At 52.8% G+C, this 21,076-nt stretch carries 20 protein-coding genes; 4 read left to right on the forward strand and 16 right to left on the reverse strand.

All coding sequences use genetic code 11. From position 1 onward, the window contains the following. Positions 1–51: 51 nt before the first annotated feature. Positions 52–504 carry a YhbP family protein gene (locus ABSH60_RS07130; RefSeq protein WP_183850040.1) on the reverse strand — a complete coding sequence of 151 codons (453 nt, stop codon included), beginning with the start codon at positions 502–504 and terminating at the stop codon, positions 52–54. Positions 505–620: 116 nt separating this feature from the next. Between ABSH60_RS07130 and ABSH60_RS07135 the strand changes: the two genes are divergently transcribed. Continuing rightward, the gene (locus tag ABSH60_RS07135) at positions 621–935 is read left to right on the forward strand and encodes a GIY-YIG nuclease family protein (RefSeq protein ID WP_122096269.1); all 315 of its coding nucleotides are present in this window, start codon (positions 621–623) and stop codon (positions 933–935) included. Positions 936–962: 27 nt separating this feature from the next. Here the strand turns inward: ABSH60_RS07135 and ABSH60_RS07140 are convergent, their stop codons facing one another. Next, a complete protein-coding gene (locus ABSH60_RS07140; protein WP_056782422.1) occupies positions 963–1,466 on the reverse strand; it encodes a GNAT family N-acetyltransferase in 504 nt (167 codons plus the stop codon). After that, positions 1,460–1,981, reverse strand: a complete 522-nt coding sequence (locus tag ABSH60_RS07145) for an SCP2 domain-containing protein (protein ID WP_136375208.1) — start codon at positions 1,979–1,981, stop codon at positions 1,460–1,462. Before ABSH60_RS07145 ends, ABSH60_RS07140 begins: the two co-directional genes overlap by 7 nt. A 303-nt stretch (positions 1,982–2,284) precedes the next feature. Between ABSH60_RS07145 and ABSH60_RS07150 the strand changes: the two genes are divergently transcribed. Both ABSH60_RS07150 and ABSH60_RS07155 read left to right on the forward strand, forming a co-directional pair. Then, positions 2,285–3,280, forward strand: a complete 996-nt coding sequence (locus ABSH60_RS07150; RefSeq protein ID WP_390973342.1) for a U32 family peptidase — start codon at positions 2,285–2,287, stop codon at positions 3,278–3,280. A 14-nt stretch (positions 3,281–3,294) separates the two neighbouring features. Continuing rightward, positions 3,295–4,173, forward strand: a complete 879-nt coding sequence (locus ABSH60_RS07155) for a U32 family peptidase (RefSeq protein ID WP_056782520.1) — start codon at positions 3,295–3,297, stop codon at positions 4,171–4,173. Between the two features lie 57 nt (positions 4,174–4,230). On the opposite strand, the gene ABSH60_RS07160 is transcribed toward ABSH60_RS07155, so the two are convergent. Genes ABSH60_RS07160 through ABSH60_RS07170 form a run of 3 tightly spaced genes read right to left on the reverse strand, consistent with a single transcriptional unit; the run spans position 4,231 to position 7,534 of the window. Then, a complete protein-coding gene (locus ABSH60_RS07160) occupies positions 4,231–5,394 on the reverse strand; it encodes an ABC transporter permease (protein WP_390973344.1) in 1,164 nt (387 codons plus the stop codon). Beyond that, on the reverse strand, positions 5,391–6,563 hold the full coding sequence (locus ABSH60_RS07165) for an ABC transporter permease (protein ID WP_122096315.1): 1,173 nt from the start codon (positions 6,561–6,563) through the stop codon (positions 5,391–5,393). Before ABSH60_RS07165 ends, ABSH60_RS07160 begins: the two co-directional genes overlap by 4 nt. After that, positions 6,560–7,534 carry an efflux RND transporter periplasmic adaptor subunit gene (locus tag ABSH60_RS07170; protein WP_390973346.1) on the reverse strand — a complete coding sequence of 325 codons (975 nt, stop codon included), beginning with the start codon at positions 7,532–7,534 and terminating at the stop codon, positions 6,560–6,562. The genes ABSH60_RS07165 and ABSH60_RS07170 overlap by 4 nt, the downstream gene beginning before the upstream one ends. Before the next feature lie 341 nt (positions 7,535–7,875). On the opposite strand from ABSH60_RS07170, the gene ABSH60_RS07175 reads away from it, so the two are divergent. Further along, complete coding sequence (locus ABSH60_RS07175; protein WP_390973348.1) at positions 7,876–8,901, forward strand: luciferase-like monooxygenase; 1,026 nt, start codon at positions 7,876–7,878, stop codon at positions 8,899–8,901. 89 nt (positions 8,902–8,990) lie between these two features. On the opposite strand, the gene ABSH60_RS07180 is transcribed toward ABSH60_RS07175, so the two are convergent. The 10 genes from ABSH60_RS07180 to rimP all read right to left on the reverse strand — a co-directional run bounded on the left by ABSH60_RS07180 (position 8,991) and on the right by rimP (position 21,050). After that, positions 8,991–10,925: a DEAD/DEAH family ATP-dependent RNA helicase gene (locus ABSH60_RS07180; protein ID WP_122096272.1), complete on the reverse strand. Its 1,935-nt coding sequence runs from the start codon at positions 10,923–10,925 to the stop codon at positions 8,991–8,993. Next, positions 10,915–10,995 carry a protein YrbN gene (yrbN, locus tag ABSH60_RS07185; protein WP_096335046.1) on the reverse strand — a complete coding sequence of 27 codons (81 nt, stop codon included), beginning with the start codon at positions 10,993–10,995 and terminating at the stop codon, positions 10,915–10,917. Before yrbN ends, ABSH60_RS07180 begins: the two co-directional genes overlap by 11 nt. Before the next feature lie 115 nt (positions 10,996–11,110). Next, a complete protein-coding gene (nlpI, locus tag ABSH60_RS07190) occupies positions 11,111–11,995 on the reverse strand; it encodes a lipoprotein NlpI (RefSeq protein WP_056782429.1) in 885 nt (294 codons plus the stop codon). A gap of 129 nt (positions 11,996–12,124) precedes the next feature. Beyond that, positions 12,125–14,248: a polyribonucleotide nucleotidyltransferase gene (pnp, locus tag ABSH60_RS07195; protein ID WP_056782430.1), complete on the reverse strand. Its 2,124-nt coding sequence runs from the start codon at positions 14,246–14,248 to the stop codon at positions 12,125–12,127. A 273-nt stretch (positions 14,249–14,521) separates the two neighbouring features. After that, positions 14,522–14,791 (reverse strand): 30S ribosomal protein S15, encoded by a 270-nt coding sequence (gene rpsO / locus ABSH60_RS07200; RefSeq protein WP_056782431.1) that lies wholly within the window; start codon positions 14,789–14,791, stop codon positions 14,522–14,524. 123 nt (positions 14,792–14,914) lie between these two features. Continuing rightward, a complete protein-coding gene (truB, locus tag ABSH60_RS07205) occupies positions 14,915–15,859 on the reverse strand; it encodes a tRNA pseudouridine(55) synthase TruB (protein ID WP_390973351.1) in 945 nt (314 codons plus the stop codon). Then, positions 15,859–16,272, reverse strand: coding sequence for a 30S ribosome-binding factor RbfA (gene rbfA / locus ABSH60_RS07210; protein ID WP_056782433.1), 414 nt, complete (start codon positions 16,270–16,272; stop codon positions 15,859–15,861). The genes truB and rbfA overlap by 1 nt, the downstream gene beginning before the upstream one ends. Positions 16,273–16,347: 75 nt before the next feature. Beyond that, on the reverse strand, positions 16,348–19,041 hold the full coding sequence (gene infB, locus ABSH60_RS07215) for a translation initiation factor IF-2 (RefSeq protein ID WP_056782434.1): 2,694 nt from the start codon (positions 19,039–19,041) through the stop codon (positions 16,348–16,350). Positions 19,042–19,065: 24 nt separating this feature from the next. Beyond that, positions 19,066–20,574, reverse strand: a complete 1,509-nt coding sequence (gene nusA / locus ABSH60_RS07220; protein ID WP_056782435.1) for a transcription termination factor NusA — start codon at positions 20,572–20,574, stop codon at positions 19,066–19,068. Between the two features lie 23 nt (positions 20,575–20,597). Beyond that, positions 20,598–21,050, reverse strand: a complete 453-nt coding sequence (rimP, locus tag ABSH60_RS07225; protein ID WP_056782522.1) for a ribosome maturation factor RimP — start codon at positions 21,048–21,050, stop codon at positions 20,598–20,600. Between the last annotated feature and the right edge of the window lie 26 nt (positions 21,051–21,076).

Below are 21,076 nucleotides of genomic sequence, written 5' to 3' on the forward strand. Positions count from 1 at the left end.
GATTTTTCAGTGTTACCTGATCGTTAATGCAGCGCTATAAGACATATCCTGTTACGGATGAATGTCAGACATCCCCCGATCCCACAGCAGCTTTTTCCCAAAGCCGAGCGTGTTGTCGGTCATCTTGATGTAATTGAGTTTAAGCCGCCACACCGGCGCTTTCATCGCCACGGCCACGGGAAAATGCGTGCAATAAAGATGGCGCGCACGCCCCTCTTCTTCACCACTGAGCAGCGTGGCCTCTGCGCGAAACTGAATCCCCTGGATCAGGGCGATGGTTTTCGGATGCGGCGCGATGGTGCCGACCACCTGCGGCGATTTCGCCATCAGCGTGCCATGCAGCGTTTTCATTTCCGTCATGAAATACAGCGACAGGCTTTCTGAATCGGTGACGTAAAAACAGTTGGCGCTCCACATGTCGCCATCAGCGGCGGCGCACAGCGCCAGAACGTGGTTTTTATTGAGAAACTTCAGGATGTGTTTCAGATCGTCGGGATTATTCATCAACGGTGCCCTTTCCATTCTTTGCGCACAGTGTAACGCGCTGCCAACAGGTTTTACGTCACTCCTTTGTGCGCTTCGGGTAAACTTACGCAAACTTTATTAAACGCCATGAGCCTATGTCAGCCCCACCAAACTGGTATTTGTATATGTTGAGAACCCCGACCGGCGTGCTGTACACCGGGATCACCACCGACGTGACGCGGCGTCTGGCGGAGCATCAGTCCGGAAAAGGGGCGAAAGCGCTGCGGGGAAAAGGCGAGTTACGGCTGGCGTTCCATTGCCCTGCGGGCAACCGTTCGCTGGCATCGAAGCTAGAAATCAGAGTGAAGAAGCTCAGCAAGGCGCAAAAGGAGTTACTGGTAAAAAATGCGCCGCCGTGTCTGGAAAGGTATTTTGGCTTGCCGGAGAGCGGTGTTCAGGAAGAGTGCTGACGGGCCTGATAACAGGCCCGCTGGAAATCAGAAACGGTTAAATGCCGCCGGGAAAACCACTTCTCCGCTGGCATGGGTGAGCGCATCGTCTGACAGGGTAAACAACTGGAAAGCATCTTGCGTGCCCGGCCAGCGGCAATGCAGGTCGTGTGGCGCGGCGGGTTTGAAGCCAAAACGGCGGTAATACGCCGGTTCACCTAATACCACCACAGCGGCATAGCCGAACTCGTTAAGGGAATCTAACCCTTCGTACACCAGTTTTTGCCCCAGCCCCTGCTTGCGCAGTGAGGCTTCTACCGCCAGCGGAGCCAGCCCCACCCAGTTACGATCTTCACCCTGAATATCGACCGGGCAAAAAGCAACGTAACCCACGACACCACCTTCATCATCCGTTGCCACAACGCCCAGCGTCAGCAGGCCGTCTTCGCGCAGTTCCTGGACTAAATCGGCTTCGGCACCGGTCGGAAACGCAGAGCGCAACAGGCGGTCTATGCCCGCCGCATCTACAGGAATTTCAGTTCGAATTAACATGGTTCAGCTACCGGAGCTTGTGGCTCACGGCCCTCTTGCAGACCTGCTTCAACAAAGTCGGCCAGACGCAGCAGACCGTTTTTCAGCAGTGCAGGCATCGTATCAAGGTCGATAGAATCCATCAGATTCTTCACGTTCAGACCGAGTTCAGTGTCACCTTCAATGCGCAGACGACGCTGGAAGAACAGCGTATCCGGATCTTCCTTACGCGCCGCGATCAGGATCAGATCGTTGGCTTGACCGCTGAAACTGACGTCGGCTTCGCCTTGTTCGCGGATGATCAGTTTGCCTTCGCTGACGGACATCTGCCAGCTCAGGTTGAGATCGGAAACCTCAATTTTTAACCAGCGGCTTTCCAGAAAATCCAGTTCGCCGTCGGCCAGTGCCTGACGTAACTGCCAGCTCAACACCTGCTGCAAAACCTGACGCGACACGGCGAAAGGGGTGAATTTTAAAGGCACACTTAACAGGGATGGCCCCTGACGAACTATACGTGCACGTAGTTTTTGCAACACTCGCACTACTCCTTTCGGTAACTTTTTGGGCAACACGTCAGTCTATTTTGCCACATCGCCAGACTCATTCAGCGGCCTGCATCAATAAATACTGCTACAGAAAAACCTCACGTACAACCTCCCCGGCCCTAACTCACCGCTCAATACCGCAGAAACTGCCTCAAATCAAAATATTGCATCTATAGCTTCTCTAAAATAGTTCGCCAACCTAAGCCCTCGCTGATGAATGAATTACGTCGGCATATCGCTTCTCATCACTATCAACCCTTCAGCTACGCTGTCCGGTTGCAGCAAGGAATGATCATGGAGCTACTTTGTCCGGCAGGGAATTTACCTGCGCTGAAAGCGGCGATCGATAACGGGGCCGATGCGGTTTATATCGGCCTGAAAGACGACACCAACGCGCGCCATTTTGCAGGTCTGAATTTCACAGATAAAAAACTCCAGGAAGCGGTCAGTTACGTGCACAGCCGCCAACGTAAACTGCACATCGCCATCAATACGTTTGCACATCCGGACGGGTATCAGCGCTGGGAGCGCGCCGTGGATATGGCCGCGCAACTCGGCGCGGATGCGCTGATCCTCGCCGATATCGCCATGCTGGATTACGCGGCCAATAAATATCCTCACGTGGAGCGCCATGTTTCGGTGCAGGCTTCGGCCACCAACGATGAAGCGATCCGTTTCTATAAACGTAACTTCGACGTCGCCCGTGTGGTGTTACCGCGCGTACTTTCCATGCATCAGGTACGTCAGCTCTCGCGCACGTCGGTGGTGCCGCTGGAAGTGTTCGCCTTCGGCAGCCTGTGCATTATGGCCGAAGGCCGCTGCTATCTGTCTTCCTACCTGACCGGTGAATCACCCAATACTGTCGGAGCCTGTTCTCCGGCGCGGTTCGTGCGCTGGCAGCAAACCGCGCAGGGCATGGAATCACGCCTGAACGATGTGCTGATAGATCGTTACGAGGAAGGCGAAAACGCCGGTTATCCGACGCTGTGCAAAGGCCGTTATCTGGTGGATGGCGCCAAATATCATGCACTGGAAGAGCCCACCAGCCTGAATACGCTGGAATTACTGCCAGAGCTGTTCGCCGCCAATATTGCCTCGGTGAAAATTGAAGGCAGGCAGCGCAGCCCGGCCTATGTCAGCCAGGTCGCCCGCGTCTGGCGAGCGGCGATAGACCGTTGCATGGCCGATCCGGTGCACTTTACAACCGATGCCGCCTGGATGAGCACGCTGGGCGCAATGTCTGAAGGGACACAAACGACGCTCGGTGCCTATCACCGCAAATGGCAGTAACCGAAGAGACAATGATGAAATATTCTTTAGGCGCCATCCTTTATTACTGGCCGAAAGCGCAGGTGGAAGAGTTTTATCAGGCCGCCGCCGCAAGCAGCGCAGACATCATTTATCTGGGTGAAAATGTCTGTACCAAACGCCGTGAAATGAAGGTTAACGACTGGCTGGAGGTCGCGCGCCAGCTGGCAGCGACCGGCAAACAGGTGGTGATTTCCACGCTGGCCCTGTTGCAGGCACCCTCTGAACTCAATGAACTGAAACGCTATGTCGAGAACGGTGAGTTTCTGCTGGAAGCCAATGATTTTGGCGCAGTGAATATGGCTGCTGAGCGCAATCTGCCGTTTGTGGTGGGCCATGCACTGAACTGCTATAACGCCGTCACGCTAAAAATCCTGCAAAAACAAGGCATGGTGCGCTGGTGTATGCCGGTTGAGCTTTCCCGCGACTGGCTGGCGAATCTGCTGAACCAGTGTCAGGATCTGGGTATTCGCGATAAGTTTGAAGTGGAAGTGCTGTCTTACGGGCATCTGCCGCTGGCTTATTCGGCACGCTGTTTTACCGCGCGTTCAGAGAACAAAGCCAAGGATGAGTGCGAAACCTGCTGCATCGAGTATCCGCAGGGCCGTAAGGTGCTGTCACAGGAAAATCAGCAGGTGTTCGTGCTCAACGGTATTCAGACGCAAAGTGGCTATTGTTACAATCTCGGTAATGAACTGACCTCGATGCAGGGGCTGGTGGATATCGTCAGGCTGTCGCCGGAAAGCAGCGAAGCACTTGCCACGCTGGAGGCGTTTCGCCGCAATGAGCACGGATTAGCGCCGCTGACGCTGACCGATAAGGCTGACTGTAACGGTTACTGGCAGCGCGTCGCCGGACTGGAACTACGCCAGTAATTTCAGCCTGTGTGGAAAAGAAAAGGGATATGGCTTTGCGGCGATATCCCTTTTTTATCACGCTTTTTTATGTTTGCGCCTGAACATCGCCCGCAGGCGGACGCCGTCGCGCAGCATGCCCACGGCAATACCGGTGAAGGTGTAAAACGCGCACAGGATCAGTAGCATCAGAATATCGCCGCCCACGTCTTTGAACGGCAGCCCCATCTGATTCACCCCGGCAATCGCTTTGGTCGCCCACGTTGATGGCAGCATAGAAGAGATTGCCCGAACCCATGCCGGCATTGCCTGTAAGGGCCAGATAGTGCCGGAGATGTAAAACACCGGCGTGGTCAGAAAAGCCAGCGTCAGGTAAATCAGCTCGACGCTGCGCAGACATTCCGTAACCAGTTTTCCCAGCCCTAAAACGGCCAACAGGAACGGGAAAGTCAGCAGCAGAATTTCCGGAATGCTGGCCGTTTGCCGGTAGCCTAATATCCACGGCCAAAGCACAAACAGCACGATCGATAAAAACAGCCAGACCGGGATCAGCGCCGAAATCCCGCCGAGAAATGCCGGGATCGTCGGTTTTCCGGAGGGAGCGCTGTTGAGCACAATACTGACGCGCACACTGGCAATCAGCAGGGAGTGTTGTAACAACATCACCAGCAGGCCGGGGAAAATGATTGCCGCAAAGCTGATGCCGGGGTTAAACAGATCCAGCGTCTGCCCCACCATCGGCGAGAGCACCACGCTGGCCTGACGCTCGCTGAAGCCGTTGCTCAACAACAGATCAGTGTTGTATTGGGTGAGGAGCGCCTGATACGCCCCCAGCACATCCTGCTGGATCTGCCCGTTTGCCAGACGGTTGGTGGCATCGCCGTACACCGGAATAACGATATTTTGACCGGCAAGGATCTTCTTCTCCAGATCGACCGGCATGATGATCACGGCGAACAGTTTGCGCAGCGCAAGATCGTGCTCGGCATCCGCCAGATTTTCATAGTGCACCGTGGCGACTTTCGAGGTCGCGTCGAGCTGGCGGGTCAGCATCCGGCTGGCGGTACTGTGATCCTGATCGACGACGGCGACCGGCAAGTCCCACACTGTGCGGTTGGCGTAGACCATGCTCATCACGCACAGGGAAATCAGCAACATCATCCACATCGGTTTATCAAGCAGGCCCGTCAGCACTTTGCTGAAAGTCCCCCACCAGGTCCTGAACCATTCGCGACGGGTCATTTTCCTGGCTCCTGTTGTTTCAGCCGCAGATATAAGCGTTTCCGCACCAGAAGGCTGGTGACCAGCGGATAGATCAGCAGGATGGCGCAGACCATTAAAATACCGCGCACGGACACTTCACGCAGGAAGACGTCAAACATCGCGGCCAGGGCGTAACTGAGCGGTTCGATGCCGGAAATTATCCGCGCAGGCAAGGGCATCGAGAGCACCGGGACCGCCATACCGGAGAAGGTCAGCGCGATACTGACGAAAATCCCCATCATGGTGTAGGCCGTAATCGTGGTTTTGGTAAAGGTGAACAGCAACAGCCCGAGGCTTTGGGCGGCAATCACATAAAAGAAACCGATGAGCAGCATATATAGCGGGTTACCGCTGACGCGCGCGTCAAAAAAGCCGACCAGCATGGCGATCTCGACCATCAGTAACGTGGTGAAACACAGCGTGTAAGGCGCGAGTTTGCCCAGCAGTGCCAGCGTAAACGACGGCGTGCTGATCAACGCCTGACTGCGCGCCATGACGTAAATCATGCAGGTGACGGTAAACAGTTGCAGCAGGTGAATGGTCGCAGCGAACTGCTGGTAATAAATGTAGCTGCCGCTGGCATTAAACAGGCTGCCGTAGGAGAGATCCACGCTCGCCAGCGACGGCAACGTTTTGCCGATTTCAGTCGCAATAATCGAACGGTAACGGGTATTGAGTTCAGTGATCAGCCCGCTGAAATCCTGCGTGGAATACAGTCCGGCACCGTAGAACAAAGCGTTGTAGTACAGCACCGCACTTGGCTGTTTTCCGGCCAGCACGTCCGCTTCGAAATTAACCGGAATATACAGCAACGCGTAATCCTGCGCGGTACGCAGGCGATATTCCGCTTCCTGCAATCCGCCACTGAAGGCCTGAACATGAGCATGGGAACCGGCGTCCAGTTTGCGGGTCAGGGTCTTCGACAGGTTGCTGTGATCGTTGTCGATGACCGACACCGGTAAATTCAGCAGAGTGCCTTCAGAGAAATTGCTGCTGATGAGGCCAAACAGCAACAACGGGAAAATCCAGCACAGCCAGTGGATCACCGGCTTGCGGAATGCATGACTGACTTCACGGTTAAATGCCCGGCTAAAACAGCGCCATCCGGCTTTTATTCTTTCACTGCGCGGCGCTTTGACCCGCTTCACTTCGCCTTCCACTGCCACAGCGCACTCATGCCCTGCCGCAATCCGGGCACCGGTTTCGCAGGGTAAAGACGCACTTCAAAGGTTTTAAGATCGAAATCACCTGTCGCACGCGTGGCGCGTTTGGTTGCGTAATCACCGAGCGGTGCGATATAGCGCACTTCGGCTTCGATCATCTGGTTGTTCAGCGCAGGCACGCGCATTTGTACTTTGTCGCCTTTGCGCACGCCGGCCAGAATATCTTCGCGCAAATTAAAGACGAAATAGGCGTCAGGCAGACGGACTAACGTCAGCAACGGGCTGTTCGCACTTTCCAGTTCGCCGACTTCCACCGGGATCGGCCCCACTTCACCATCGACCGGGGCTTTCACCTGCAAGTCATCGGTTTGCGCTTTGATTTCCAGTAAATCTTCTTCCGCCTGACGCAACTGCGCGGCGTAGCTTTCGCGCTGTTCCACGCGGTCGCCATTTACACCTTCATCAAGATTGGCTTTGGCGACCAGAACTTGTGCATAGGCGCTGTCACGGGCGCGGCGGGAATCTTCTAAATCAGACGCTGAAATAAACCCTTTCGCCGCCACTTTGGCGTTGCGGTTGTAGAGGTCGCGGGCGTTAACATATTCCGCCTGAGACTGGGCCAGCGTGGCTTTCAAATTGCGGATGCTCTCTTCGCGGGTACCGTTAACAGAGAGATCGAGCTGGGCTTTTGCCTGATCGCGGGCCGCTTCGGCGGCGTGCAACTGCGCCATCATTTCCGGGCTGTCGAGGGTGATCAGTAGCTGACCTGCTTTGACATCGTCACCGCGTTCAACGTGACGTTCAATCACGCGACCTTTGGCTTTGGACGCGACAATGACTTCCGGCGCATCGACTTCGCCCTGCAGCAATAAGTCCTGATTGTTCGCACGGAACAACACGGCTAAAGAAACCGCCACGAAGACCAGCAGAAGGGTCAATAAAATTCGTTTACTCATGTGTTGCCTGATCCTTTTTTTTCTCGCCAGTGTTCTTCAGAGGCATTGGTTTTCCATTCCTTGAGTGTCCTTTCGCCGCGCTCTGTTTTCGGAGTGATCGATACATCACAGGAGGCGTTCAATCATAGCGGCGCTGACAGAGAGTTTTTAACACAAAACAACATATTGACTGAAACGATAAATTAAACGCAATTCATAGTCGTTACGCATGAGTTAGAGGATCAGGAAAGGCACAAATGCAGTATTCAATCCACGGTGAATGGGTAATACTCGTTCTAATTATGAGCATTTTTAGCGGGCGAACTGCTTGTGTTTCGCCCATCAACGAGTGAGCCGTGACTATGTCTGATAAACACACCGTTCCCCTATCCGTGCTGGATTTAGCACCCGTTCCACAAGGTGCCGACGCTGCACAGGCCTTTAAATCTTCCCTCGATTTGGCACAACATGCTGAAAAATGGGGCTATCAACGTTACTGGATGGCTGAGCATCACAACATGACCGGCATCGCCAGTGCGGCGACGTCGGTGTTGCTGGGATACATCGCGGGCGGCACGAAAACGATTCGCGTCGGTTCCGGCGGGGTCATGCTGCCCAACCATTCCCCGCTGGTCATTGCCGAACAGTTCGGCACACTGGCGACGCTGTATCCGAACCGTGTCGATCTTGGTCTTGGCCGCGCGCCGGGTACCGATCAGCGCACAATGATTGCACTGCGCCGCCATCTCTCCGGTGAAGTCGATAATTTCCCGAAAGATGTGCAGGAATTACAGTTGTACTTCGGTGAAGTTCAGCCACAGCAGGCGGTGCAGGCCGTGCCGGGTCAGGGATTGCATGTGCCGATCTGGCTGCTGGGATCGAGCTTGTACAGCGCTCAGCTGGCCGCCGCACTGGGATTGCCTTTTGCCTTCGCCTCGCATTTTGCGCCGGATATGCTCTATCAGGCATTAGCCATCTATCGCAGTAAATTCCAGCCTTCTGCCCAGTTTGAAAAGCCGTATACCATGGTGTGTATTAACGCGATTGGCGCGGATACGGATGAAGAAGCGCGCCGGATGTTTACCTCAAATCAGCAGCAGTTCATCAATTTGCGTCGCGGTATGCCGGGCAAACTGCCAGCACCCGTGGATAACATTGAAAGTCTGTGGTCCGCGTCAGAGCGCTTTGGGGTGGATAATGCGCTGCGTATGTCGGTCGTCGGTAATAAAGACACGCTACGCCAGGGATTGCAGTCCATTCTGCGTGAGACACAAGCGGATGAACTGATGATTAACGGCCAGATTTTTGATCATCAGGCGCGTTTGCATTCCTTCGAGATTGTGGCTGGCTTACAGGATGATTTGGTAAAAGAACAGCGCATCAGTTAATCGCGTTCGCAAATTTAAGACGAAAAAAAACCAGCCGGTTAAGGCTGGTTTTTTATTATCTGCACCCGAGTAAAACCAGGTGCGATAAATTATGCGTCAGTCGTGCGACGTGGTGCGCGGCTTGGCGGACGACGTTCGCCTGCAGCAGAAGAACCTTCACGACGATCGCCGCTGAAAGAACGTGGAGCGCCGTTACCACGACGTTCGCCACCTGCACCCGCAGGACGGTCACCGTTGAAAGGACGCGGAGCACCGTTACCACGACGCTCACCACCTGCACCGGCTGGACGTTCGCGACGCGCAGCCTGTGGCTGAGCATCACCCAGCAACTGCATGTTCATCGGTTTGTTCAGGATACGAGTACGGGTGAAATGAGACAGAATCTCGCCCGGCATACCTTTCGGCAGTTCGATAGTAGAGTGCGTACCGAACAGCTTGATGTTACCGATGTAACGGCTGCTGATGTCGCCTTCGTTAGCGATCGCGCCAACGATGTGACGAACTTCAACACCATCATCACGACCCACTTCGATGCGATACAGTTCCATTTCGCCAGCGTCACGACGCTCACGACGTGGGCTGTCGCCATCACGTGCAGGACGGTCGTTGCTGCGAGCCGGACGGTCACGACGATCGCCACGGTCACCGCGATCGCCACGTTCTTCAAATTCACGACGCGGTGGACGGCTTTTGAAGATTGGGTCAGCAGCAACGATCAGAGGACGTTCGCCCTGTGCCATTTTCAGCAGTGCAGCAGCCAGCGTTTCGATGTCCAGCTCTTCTGCAGGTTGCAGTTTAGCCAGCAATGCGCGGTACTGATCCAGATCGCTGCTTTCCAGTTGTTGCTGAACTTTTGCTGCGAACTTAGCAAGACGACGCTCGCCCAGGACATCAGCAGTAGGAATTTCAACTTCTGGAATGGTCAGCTTCATGGTGCGTTCAATGTTACGCAACAGGCGACGTTCACGGTTTTCGACGAACAGTAATGCGCGACCAGCACGGCCTGCACGACCGGTACGACCGATACGGTGAACGTAAGACTCAGAGTCCATCGGGATGTCATAGTTAACAACCAGGCTGATACGTTCTACATCCAGACCACGTGCTGCCACGTCGGTTGCGATAAGAATGTCCAGACGGCCATCTTTCAGACGCTCCAGGGTTTGCTCGCGCAGCGCCTGGTTCATGTCGCCGTTCAGTGCAGCGCTGCTGTAGCCGCTACGTTCCAGAGCTTCGGCCACTTCAAGGGTCGCGCTCTTAGTACGAACGAAGATGATGGCTGCATCAAAGTCTTCTGCTTCCAGGAAACGCACCAGTGCTTCGTTTTTACGCAGGCCGTGCACAGTCCAGTAGCTCTGGCTGATGTCCGGACGGGTAGTCACGCTTGACTGGATACGTACTTCCTGTGGATCTTTCATGAAGCGACGCGTAATGCGACGAATCGCTTCTGGCATGGTTGCAGAGAACAACGCGGTCTGATGTTCAGCCGGGATCTGCGCCATGATAGTTTCAACGTCTTCGATGAAGCCCATACGCAGCATTTCATCAGCTTCGTCCAGCACCAGACCGCTCAGGTTAGAGAGGTTCAGGGTGCCGCGTTTCAGGTGGTCCAGCAGGCGGCCCGGGGTACCCACAACAACTTGTGGACCTTGACGCAGTGCGCGCAGCTGAACGTCATAGCGCTGGCCGCCGTAAAGGGCAACCACATTCACGCCATGCATATGTTTAGAGAAATCGGTCATTGCTTCAGCAACCTGAACCGCCAGTTCGCGGGTCGGAGCCAGAACAAGAATTTGTGGTGCTTTCAGTGAAGCATCAATGTTGTGCAGCAAAGGTAAAGAGAATGCAGCAGTTTTACCGGAACCGGTCTGCGCCATACCCAGAACGTCGCGGCCACTCAGCAGGTGAGGAATACACTCAGCCTGGATTGGTGAAGGTTTTTCGTAGCCCAAATCAGTCAGGGCAGAAATGATCGGAGCAGACAGCCCCAGGTCAGCAAAAGAGGTTTCAAGCTCAGTAGTCATGTACACGTGCCTCATTAATAATGGCAGCCAGTCTACATAACTCGTCGAGAAAATTTTCAGTCATTTTCATTGAAAAGTGTGAACCGGCTCAAATTAGATTATAAAACGAACAAAGCAACCCTCGCCCGTTAAGGCGCTTAAAAATGGTAAAAACCATGATTAATCAGGCTGATTGGTGTCGTCAGCTATTGCTGGTCCGATTCTGATAGGTCGTCTTGCTCTTGGCCCAAAAGCGCCAATTCCAACAATGCATAGCGGTGCTCAACAAAGTTGTGAACGTTGTTAGCTACCGTCAGTTTGAACAGTGCCGCAGCGCTGTTCTTGTCCCCCAGACTTAGGTAGTGCTTACCTAAATAGAAGTCAGTTTCACTGAGATGCTCAGCGAGCGAAGTGTTATCCGTTGCTTCTGCCTTGAGGCGTTCCATCAGCGTAGATTCGCTGATTTTGCCCAGGTAGAATTCGACGATATTCCATCCCCATTGCCCTCTGTCCGCTTTGTCATAACGCTGTTGAAGCGCTACGTCGGCATCCTTTGGATTGATTTCTCGCTCCGCAAGATAAAGCCATAATGAACGGAAGGGATCATTTGGATCGTCTCGATAAAACGCCTGCAGATCATCCTGCGCTAACGAGAATCGGCCACCGTAATACAGGGCGATACCTCGGTTCAAACGCGCGTAGTTGTAAGTTGGATCAAGCTCTAGTACAGAATCAAACGCTTCATAGGCAGCATCGAAATTGCCTGCCTGCGTTAGGTAAATCCCCAGGTAGTTAAAAACTTCTGGCATATCAGGACGAACAGACAGCGCTTGTGAAAAATCATTACGCGCCAGTGCTCTTAGCCCGAGACTATCATACAGCACACCGCGCTCATATAATAGCTGTGCTCTCTCATCATCGGTTAATGACCGGCTGGCAAGAATTTGTTCCATGCGCGCCAGGATGACTTCCTGCTGCAACGTCGGCTGCAAAGGAATCGCCAGAACTTCATTTTTACGCCAATCATGGTTGCTGCATCCTGCCAACATAAGTGCTGTCGCAACATAACACCAGCGCAAGAAAGGCTTCATTTCTACTCCCGGAGACAAACATTGGATAGACGTCCTGTCATCCGCTTGCTTAACACAAACGCGTCCTACGCTCGTGATACGAACAGCTCCTCTCCGGATGGAAAGGAGCTGTAAAACTTCTGTTACAGATTATTCTGCGTCAGGTTGCTTAGTTGTATCATCCTGAGTCGGTGCAGTGGCTTCTTTGATGCTCAAACGCACACGGCCCTGACGGTCAACTTCCAGTACCTTAACCGGTACTTCCTGACCCATTTGCAGGTAATCAGTCACTTTCTCTACACGCTTGTCAGCGATTTGAGAAATGTGAACCAGACCTTCTTTACCGCCGCCGATGGCAACAAACGCACCAAAGTCTACGATACGGGTCACTTTACCCTGATAGATACGGTCAACTTCGATTTCTGCAGTGATCTCTTCGATACGACGGATAGCGTATTTCGCTTTCTCGCCGTCGGTTGCTGCGATTTTCACAGTACCGTCATCTTCGATTTCAATGGTTGTACCCGTTTCTTCAGTCAGGGCACGGATCACAGAACCACCTTTACCGATCACGTCCTTGATTTTGTCCGGGCTGATCTTGATGGTGTGGATACGTGGAGCAAACTGAGAGATGTCGCCGCGCGGAGTGCTGATAGCCTGTTCCATTACGCCCAGAATGTGCAGACGCGCACCCTTAGCCTGGTTCAGAGCCACCTGCATGATTTCGCGGGTGATACCTTCGATTTTGATGTCCATCTGCAGCGCGGTGATACCATCGCGGCTACCGGCTACTTTGAAGTCCATGTCGCCCAGGTGATCTTCGTCACCCAGAATGTCAGACAGAACAACAAAGCTTTCGCCTTCTTTAACCAGACCCATTGCAATACCTGCAACAGCGGCTTTGATCGGCACACCTGCATCCATCAGGGCCAGAGATGCACCACAAACAGAAGCCATAGAAGATGAACCGTTAGATTCAGTAATTTCAGACACGACACGTACGGTGTACGGGAAGTCTTCTGGTTTTGGCATCATCGCCAGCACGCCGCGTTTCGCCAGGCGGCCGTGACCAATTTCACGACGTTTTGGTGAACCCACCATCCCGGTCTCACCAACGGAGTACGGAGGGAAGTTGTAGTGGAACAGGAAGCTGTCAGACTTCTCGCCCATCAGTTCATCCAGGTTTTGCGCGTCACGGGCAGTACCCAGAGTTGCAGTAACCAGTGCCTGAGTTTCGCCACGCGTAAACAGCGCTGAACCGTGAGTACGTGGCAGAACGCCAGTACGAACGTCCAGACCGCGGATCATGTCTTTTTCGCGACCATCGATACGTGGCTCGCCACGCAGAACACGGCTACGCACCACATTCTTCTCAATGCTACCCAGCAGGTCAGAAATTTCGCCAGCGTCCAGCGCTTCATCTTCAGCTTGCAGGGTCTGAACCACTTCCGCTTTGATGACGTTGATCTGAGCGTAACGGTCTTGTTTATCAGTGATCAGGTAAGCATCACCTAAACGAGATTCTGCCAGGGCTGCAACGCGAGCGTGCAGCTCTGCGTTAACCACTTCTGGCTGCCAATCCCATTTCGCTTTACCGACTTCAGCAACCAGAGAGTTGATGTTATCGATAACGATTTGTTGTTGCTCGTGGCCGAACACCACAGCGCCCAGCATCTGGTCTTCGCTCAGAACGTCAGCTTCAGACTCAACCATCAGAACCGCGCCTTTAGTACCGGCAACGACCAGGTCAAGACTACTGGTTTTCAATTCATCTGCGGTTGGGTTCAGAACGTACTGATCGTTAATGTAACCCACGCGTGCTGAACCGATTGGGCCGCTGAAAGGAATACCAGACAGGCTCAGGGCAGCGGACGCACCGATCATCGCAACGATGTCAGGGTTTACTTGCGGGTTCAGGGAAACCACGGTCGCGATAACCTGAACTTCATTCAGGAAACCTTCCGGGAACAGTGGGCGAATTGGACGGTCGATCAGACGTGAAGTCAGTGTTTCGCCTTCGCTTGGACGGCCTTCACGACGGAAGAAGCTACCCGGGATACGACCAGCAGCATAAGTACGCTCCTGGTAGTTAACAGTCAGTGGGAAGAAACTCTGACCTGGTTTGGCTTTTTTCTGGCCAACAACGGTAACGAATACCGCGGTGTCGTCCATGCTAACCATCACGGCTGCAGTCGCCTGACGCGCCATCATGCCGGTTTCCAGCGTAACGGTGTGCTGGCCGTATTGGAATTTACGAATAGTCGGATTAAGCAATGTAATGTCCTTAATTGTGGCACGCAGCTGTTATGACAGCAGTTCACGCCGATAGATATCCGAGCTTCTCACTACATTCTCGCGACTAATGACAATCCTTATTGACCTGACAATGTGGCAATAAAGTCTCTCATTAGCCGCGCGAAAACATCTGTAACGGAAGTTCATGTTCTTAGAAAAACAGCAGAAACAACAGCCATACAGTACCCTGATTTGGTGTTGCTTCCTAGAATAAAGGGGCCTATTGGCCCCTTTACACTGAAACTCGCTTGATTAGCGACGCAGACCCAGACGTTCGATCAGGCTGGTGTAACGCGCTACATCTTTACCCTTCAGGTAGTCCAGCAGTTTACGACGCTGAGAAACCATACGCAGCAGACCACGACGGCTGTGGTGATCTTTTTTGTGCTCTGCAAAGTGACCTTGCAGATGGTTAATTTGAGCAGTCAGCAGAGCAACCTGAACTTCGGTAGAACCACTGTCGTTAGTGCCGCGACCAAAGTCGGAAACGATTTGAGCTTTAGCTTCAACGCTTAGAGACATAATTATACTCCAAAATATTATAGATAGTTTAAACGGGTGCCGATCTCTAATTCAGCTACCCAATGCATAAGCTGCGCTATTCTACCCTTTGCTATATATGATCGCAAGGTGGGCAAAAAGCGCTTATTCGGCGTATTCGACGACTAAACGACGTGGCGCAATGCGGCCATCATCGTCAATTTCACCAATGCCGATAAACTTATGTTCTTCACCTTCCGTAATGCGAACCATGCCGCTCGTCGGTGCGCCCGATGCCTGAACAGGTTGACCCTGTTTAACGTATCCGGCCACCACAGGCAGCAAATTCACTTCCGGGAAGTCTTCGCATGCGCTGTCCATAGGTAGCAACAACGGATCCAACAGCAAGCGTGGATCGATGCCCTGCTCTTCTGCCTGAGCAATCAACTCATGGAGTTTTTCCATTGTGACCATGCGCTCAAGGGGATACGTAGCCACCTGCAAACGACGCAAATAAGTGACGTGTGCGCCACAACCCAATTTTTCACCTAAATCATCCACAATAGTGCGAATGTAAGTGCCTTTTGAGCAATGGATTTCCAGTTCAACCTCAACGCCTTCCCAGCGGATAAACTTCAGTTCATACACCGTAATACTGCGAGATTGACGGGGAACTTCGATACCCTGGCGTGCGTATTCATACAGCTTCTTGCCTTCGTATTTTAACGCAGAATACATAGAAGGAATTTGCTGGGTTTCCCCGCGGAAGCTATCGAGTGCGTCGTCAAGTTGCTGCGGCGTAAAGGTTATTTCACGTTCGGAAACGATCTCACCTTCAGCGTCAGACGTATCAGTGCGTTGGCCTAGGCGGGCAATGACCCGATAACGCTTGTCTGAATCCAGCAGAAAACGCGAGAACTTGGTCGCTTCACCTAAACACAATGGCAGCATGCCCGTTGCCAGAGGGTCGAGCGCACCGGTATGTCCTGCACGGTTCGCGTTGTAAAGGCGTTTCACCTTTTGCAGGGCATCGTTGGAAGACAAGCCGTAAGATTTGTCCAGTAGCAGAACGCCGTGAATATCACGGCCGCGGCGACGTGGGCGGCTCATTATGCTTCCTCGTCGTCGCCTGCAGCTGAACGACGTTCAGCATCATTCTTCACGACGTTAGTCACCAGGTTAGACATACGCATGCCTTCAACCAGGGAGTTATCGTAAGCAAAGGTCAGTTCCGGAACAACACGCAAACGCATCGCTTTACCGATCAGGGTACGAATGAAACCTGATGCATCCTGTAAGGCTCTGATGCCGTTTTTCACACGATCGGGATCGTGATTATCGGTGGTCAACACGTCGAGGAAGGTGACGAACACTTTGGCATAAGCCAGGTCACGTGACACTTCTACGCCGGACACGGTGGCCATGCCAACGCGCGGATCTTTGACTTCGCGCTGTAAAATAATCGCGATTTCTTTTTGCATCTCCTGAGAGACACGTTGAGTACGGCTAAATTCTTTTGCCATGATTCTTTCTCCACTTGCTCCAGACAAATAAGGGGGCGCAAGGCCCCCATCTGGATATCAGCTACTTCGCAAACGTTAAGCGATAGTACGTTTGATCTCGATGATTTCGAAGACTTCGATCACATCACCAGTACGCACATCGTTGTAGTTCTTAACGCCGATACCACATTCCATGCCGTTACGAACTTCAGCAACGTCATCTTTGAAGCGACGCAGGGATTCCAGCTCGCCTTCGTAGATCACCACGTTGTCACGCAGTACACGGATTGGGTTGTTACGTTTGATCATACCTTCAGTAACCATACAACCTGCAATTGCGCCAAATTTCGGTGACTTGAACACGTCACGAACTTCAGCCAGGCCGATGATTTGCTGTTTGTACTCTGGCGCCAACATACCGCTCATCGCCTGTTTGACTTCATCAATCAGGTTATAGATGACGGAGTAGTAACGCAGATCCAGGCTTTCGCTTTCTACGACGCGACGGGCAGAAGCATCCGCACGCACGTTGAAGCCCAGGATGATCGCACGGGAAGCGGCTGCCAGCGTTGCATCAGTCTCGGTAATACCACCGACACCCATACCTACGATTTTGACTTTCACTTCGTCGGTTGACAAGTTCTGCAGTGCATCGGAAATCGCTTCGCAAGAACCCTGTACGTCAGATTTCAGAACGATGTTCAGTTCAGAAACTTCACCTTCGGTCATGTTCGCAAACATGTTTTCCAGTTTAGATTTCTGCTGACGAGCCAGTTTCACTTCGCGGAATTTACCCTGACGATACAGAGCAACTTCACGAGCTTTCTTCTCATCACGAACAACAGTCACTTCATCACCCGCAGCCGGAACGCTGGACAGACCCAACACTTCGACAGGAATAGAAGGACCTGCAGACAGAATGTCACGTCCCAGTTCATCGCGCATCGCACGAACACGGCCGTATTCGAAGCCACACAGAATGATATCGCCTTTATTCAGCGTACCTTCCTGAACCAGAACTGTTGCTACCGGGCCGCGACCTTTGTCCAGGAAGGACTCAATCACAACACCACTTGCCATACCAGTACGTACCGCTTTCAGTTCCAGTACTTCAGCTTGCAGCAAGATGGCTTGCAGCAGATCGTCGATACCCGTACCGACTTTCGCAGAAACATGGATGAACTGAGATTCACCGCCCCACTCTTCCGGCATAACGCCGTACTGAGAAAGCTCGGTGCGAACGCGATCTGGATCAGCATCTGGCTTATCAATTTTGTTCACTGCAACCACGATTGGCACGCCAGCCGCTTTCGCATGCTGAACTGCTTCAATGGTCTGTGGCATCACGCCATCATCGGCTGAAACAACCAGAACCACGATGTCAGTTGCCTTGGCACCACGTGCACGCATTGAAGTAAACGCGGCGTGTCCCGGAGTATCCAGGAAGGTGATCATGCCGTTTTCTGTTTCAACGTGATAAGCACCGATGTGCTGAGTAATACCACCGGCTTCGCCCGCAGCAACTTTCGTTGAGCGAATGTAGTCAAGCAGGGAGGTTTTACCGTGGTCAACGTGACCCATGATGGTCACAACCGGAGCACGTGGCTCAGCGGCAGCTGAAGCACCGGTATCACGGTCGCTCATCAGCGCTTCTTCCAGCTCGTTCTCACGACGCAGGATGACTTTATGGCCCATTTCTTCAGCAACCAGTTGAGCAGTTTCCTGATCAATAACCTGGTTGATAGTAGCCATCGCACCCAGTTTCATCATCGTTTTGATGACCTGAGAGCCTTTAACTGCCATTTTGTTCGCCAACTCAGCAACGGTAATGGTTTCACCCACAACAACGTCACGATTCACAGCAGCGACAGGCTTGTTGAAGCTCTGTTGCAGTGTGCTTGGCTTACGCTTGCCTTTACCATTACGGCCAACGGCACGTGCTTCTTCGCGATCCGCTTTAGATTCAGACAGTTTATTGCCTTTCTTCTGCTTGGTCGCTTTTCCACCGCGGGTACGGCTACGACGTTCGCCTTCAACTTTGGCGTCGTTTTCGTCTTCAGCTGCACGGGCGTGGGTAGAAGTGGTGACATGATAGTCAGCAGATTCTGATTCGCTTGGCGCGACAGTTTCAGTCCAGACACCTGAGTCAGCCATTTTACGGGCTTCCTCTGCGATGCGCTTGGCGTTTTCTTCAAGCTTACGCTGGGCTTCTTCTTCCGTTTTGCGTTTCAGCTCTGCGGCTTCAGCTTCACGGCGTGCTTTCTCTGCCTGAGCTGGTTTGGTTACTTCGTCAGTATGTTGATTCGTCACTTTATCTTTTTCCGCTGCATCACGCTTAGCTTTATCAGCGGCCTCACGTTTAGCTTGCTCTTCGGCGGCGCGTTTGGCTTTTTCCTGAGCTTCGCGCTGGGCTTGCTCTGCTGCTGCACGCTGTGCCTGTTCTTCCGCGTCACGCTTCGCCTGCTCTTCCGCTTCGGCCTGGGCAAGTTCTGCTTCGGTCATATCACGTTTAACATAAGTGCGTTTCTTGCGGACTTCGATTTGCACCGATTTACTCGTCCCGCCGGTGCTCGGAATATTCAGTGTACTACGCGTTTTGCGTTGTAACGTCAGTTTGTTTGTCGCACCAGCGTTTCCGCCATTCAGATGCGCCAACAATGTTTCTTTTTCCTGCTGGGTCACAGAGTCAGATTCGGACTTCGAGATCCCTGCATCAGCAAATTGCTGTACCAGGCGATCTACCGGGGTCTGAATCTCTGCCGCCAGCGATTTTACAGTTACATCTGTCATGCTGTTCCTTCCTGCTACAGTTTATTACGCGTTGTCGCCAAACCAGCAGATATTGCGCGCGGCCATGATAAGTTCACCAGCCTGCTCGTCAGTAAGACCTTCAATATCAGCCAGATCGTCGACACCCTGCTCGGCAAGATCTTCCAGCGTACAAACGCCTTGTGCAGCCAGTTTAAACGCCATGCTACGTTCCAGACCCGCCAGGTTCAGCAGATCGTCAGCAGGCTTGTTGTCACCGAGACTTTCTTCCTGGGCTAAAGCCAACGTCGTCAGCGCTTCTTTCGCACGTTCGCGAAGCGCATTCACGGTGTCTTCATCCAGACCGTCGATTTCAAGCAGTTCGTTCACTGGCACATAAGCCAGTTCTTCGAGAGTAGAGAAACCTTCTTCTACCAGAACCGTGGCGAAATCTTCATCAATGGCCAGGTATTTAGTAAAGGTTTCAATCGCAGCGTGTGCCTCAGCCTGATGTTTGGCCTGAAGGTCGTCTGCTGTCATCACGTTCAGTTCCCATCTGTCATCACCACGATGTTGTTTCAACAGTTGGGAAGCCAAACGTACGTTCTGACCATTACGGCCAATCGCCTGTGCCAGGTTGCTGGCTTCAACGGCGATATCCATGGTGCATTTATCTTCATCAACCACGATGGAGGCAACATCTGCCGGAGCCATGGCGTTGATAACGAATTGCGCAGGATTGTCATCCCAAAGGATGATATCGATACGTTCGCCGCCCAGTTCACTGGAAACGGCCTGAACGCGTGCACCGCGCATACCGACACAAGCACCGACAGGATCGATGCGTTTGTCGTTGGTTTTCACTGCGATTTTTGCACGGGAGCCAGGATCGCGGGCTGCCGCTTTAATTTCGATCAGCTCTTCACCGATTTCTGGCACTTCAATGCGGAACAGTTCGATCAGCATTTCGTTGCGCGAACGGCTGACAAACAGCTGTGCGCCACGTGCTTCAGGACGAACATCGTACAGAACGCCACGAATACGGTCGCCAGAGCGGAAGTTTTCACGCGGAAGCATATCTTCACGCAGGATCACAGCTTCAGCATTGCTGCCTAAATCCAGGGCGATGCTGTCGCGGTTAACTTTTTTCACGACGCCAGTGACGATTTCGCCCTGCTGTTCACGGAACTGCTCAACAACCATCGCGCGTTCAGCTTCGCGTACTTTCTGTACGATAACTTGTTTTGCGGTTTGGGTGGTGATGCGGTCGAATGTGACTGACTCGATTTGATCTTCGATGTAACCGCCGAGTTCGATAGACGGTTCTTCATACTGTGCTGCTTCGAGGGTGATTTCACGCGTTGGCTGAGTCACTTCGTCGACTGCAACCCAACGACGGAAGGTATCGAAGTCACCTGTTTTACGGTCAATGCTGACGCGGACTTCGATTTCCTGCTCGTATTTTTTCTTGGTCGCTGTTGATAATGCAATTTCCAGCGCTTCAAAAATCTTCTCGCGCGGGAGGGATTTTTCATTAGAAACTGCTTCTACAACAGCCAGAATCTCTTTGTTCATCCTAGTTGCCTCTTCCAAACTCTTTAAAAGTGGGGTACCAGGTTCGCTTTCTGGATGTTGCTCAGTGCGAACACTTCGTCTTTCCCTTCCACAGTCACCGTGATCATTTCGCCTTCGACAGCTTTGATGATGCCCTGCCATTTGCGACGATTCTGGACCGCCATACGCAGTACCATGCTGACTTCGTCACCGATAAAACGTTGATAATGCTCAGCGGTGAACATAGGACGATCAAGGCCTGGAGAGGAAACTTCCAGGTTATAGGCGACGGTGACTGGATCTTCAACGTCCAGCACAGCGCTCACCTGGTGGCTGACATCAGCACAATCATCAACATTGATCCCGGCGTCACTATCAATATAGATGCGCAACGTCGATTGGCGAGCCCGAACGAACTCGATGCCCACCAGCTCAAAGCCAAGTGCCTCGACTGGTGCTGTAATCAGCTCTGTTAATTTTTGTTCTAATGTGGACAAGCCCACCCCCAAGACATAAAAAAAGG

Source organism: Rahnella sp. R3(2024), from assembly GCF_042920125.1.
In the GTDB taxonomy this organism is placed as follows: domain Bacteria; phylum Pseudomonadota; class Gammaproteobacteria; order Enterobacterales; family Enterobacteriaceae; genus Rahnella; species Rahnella rivi.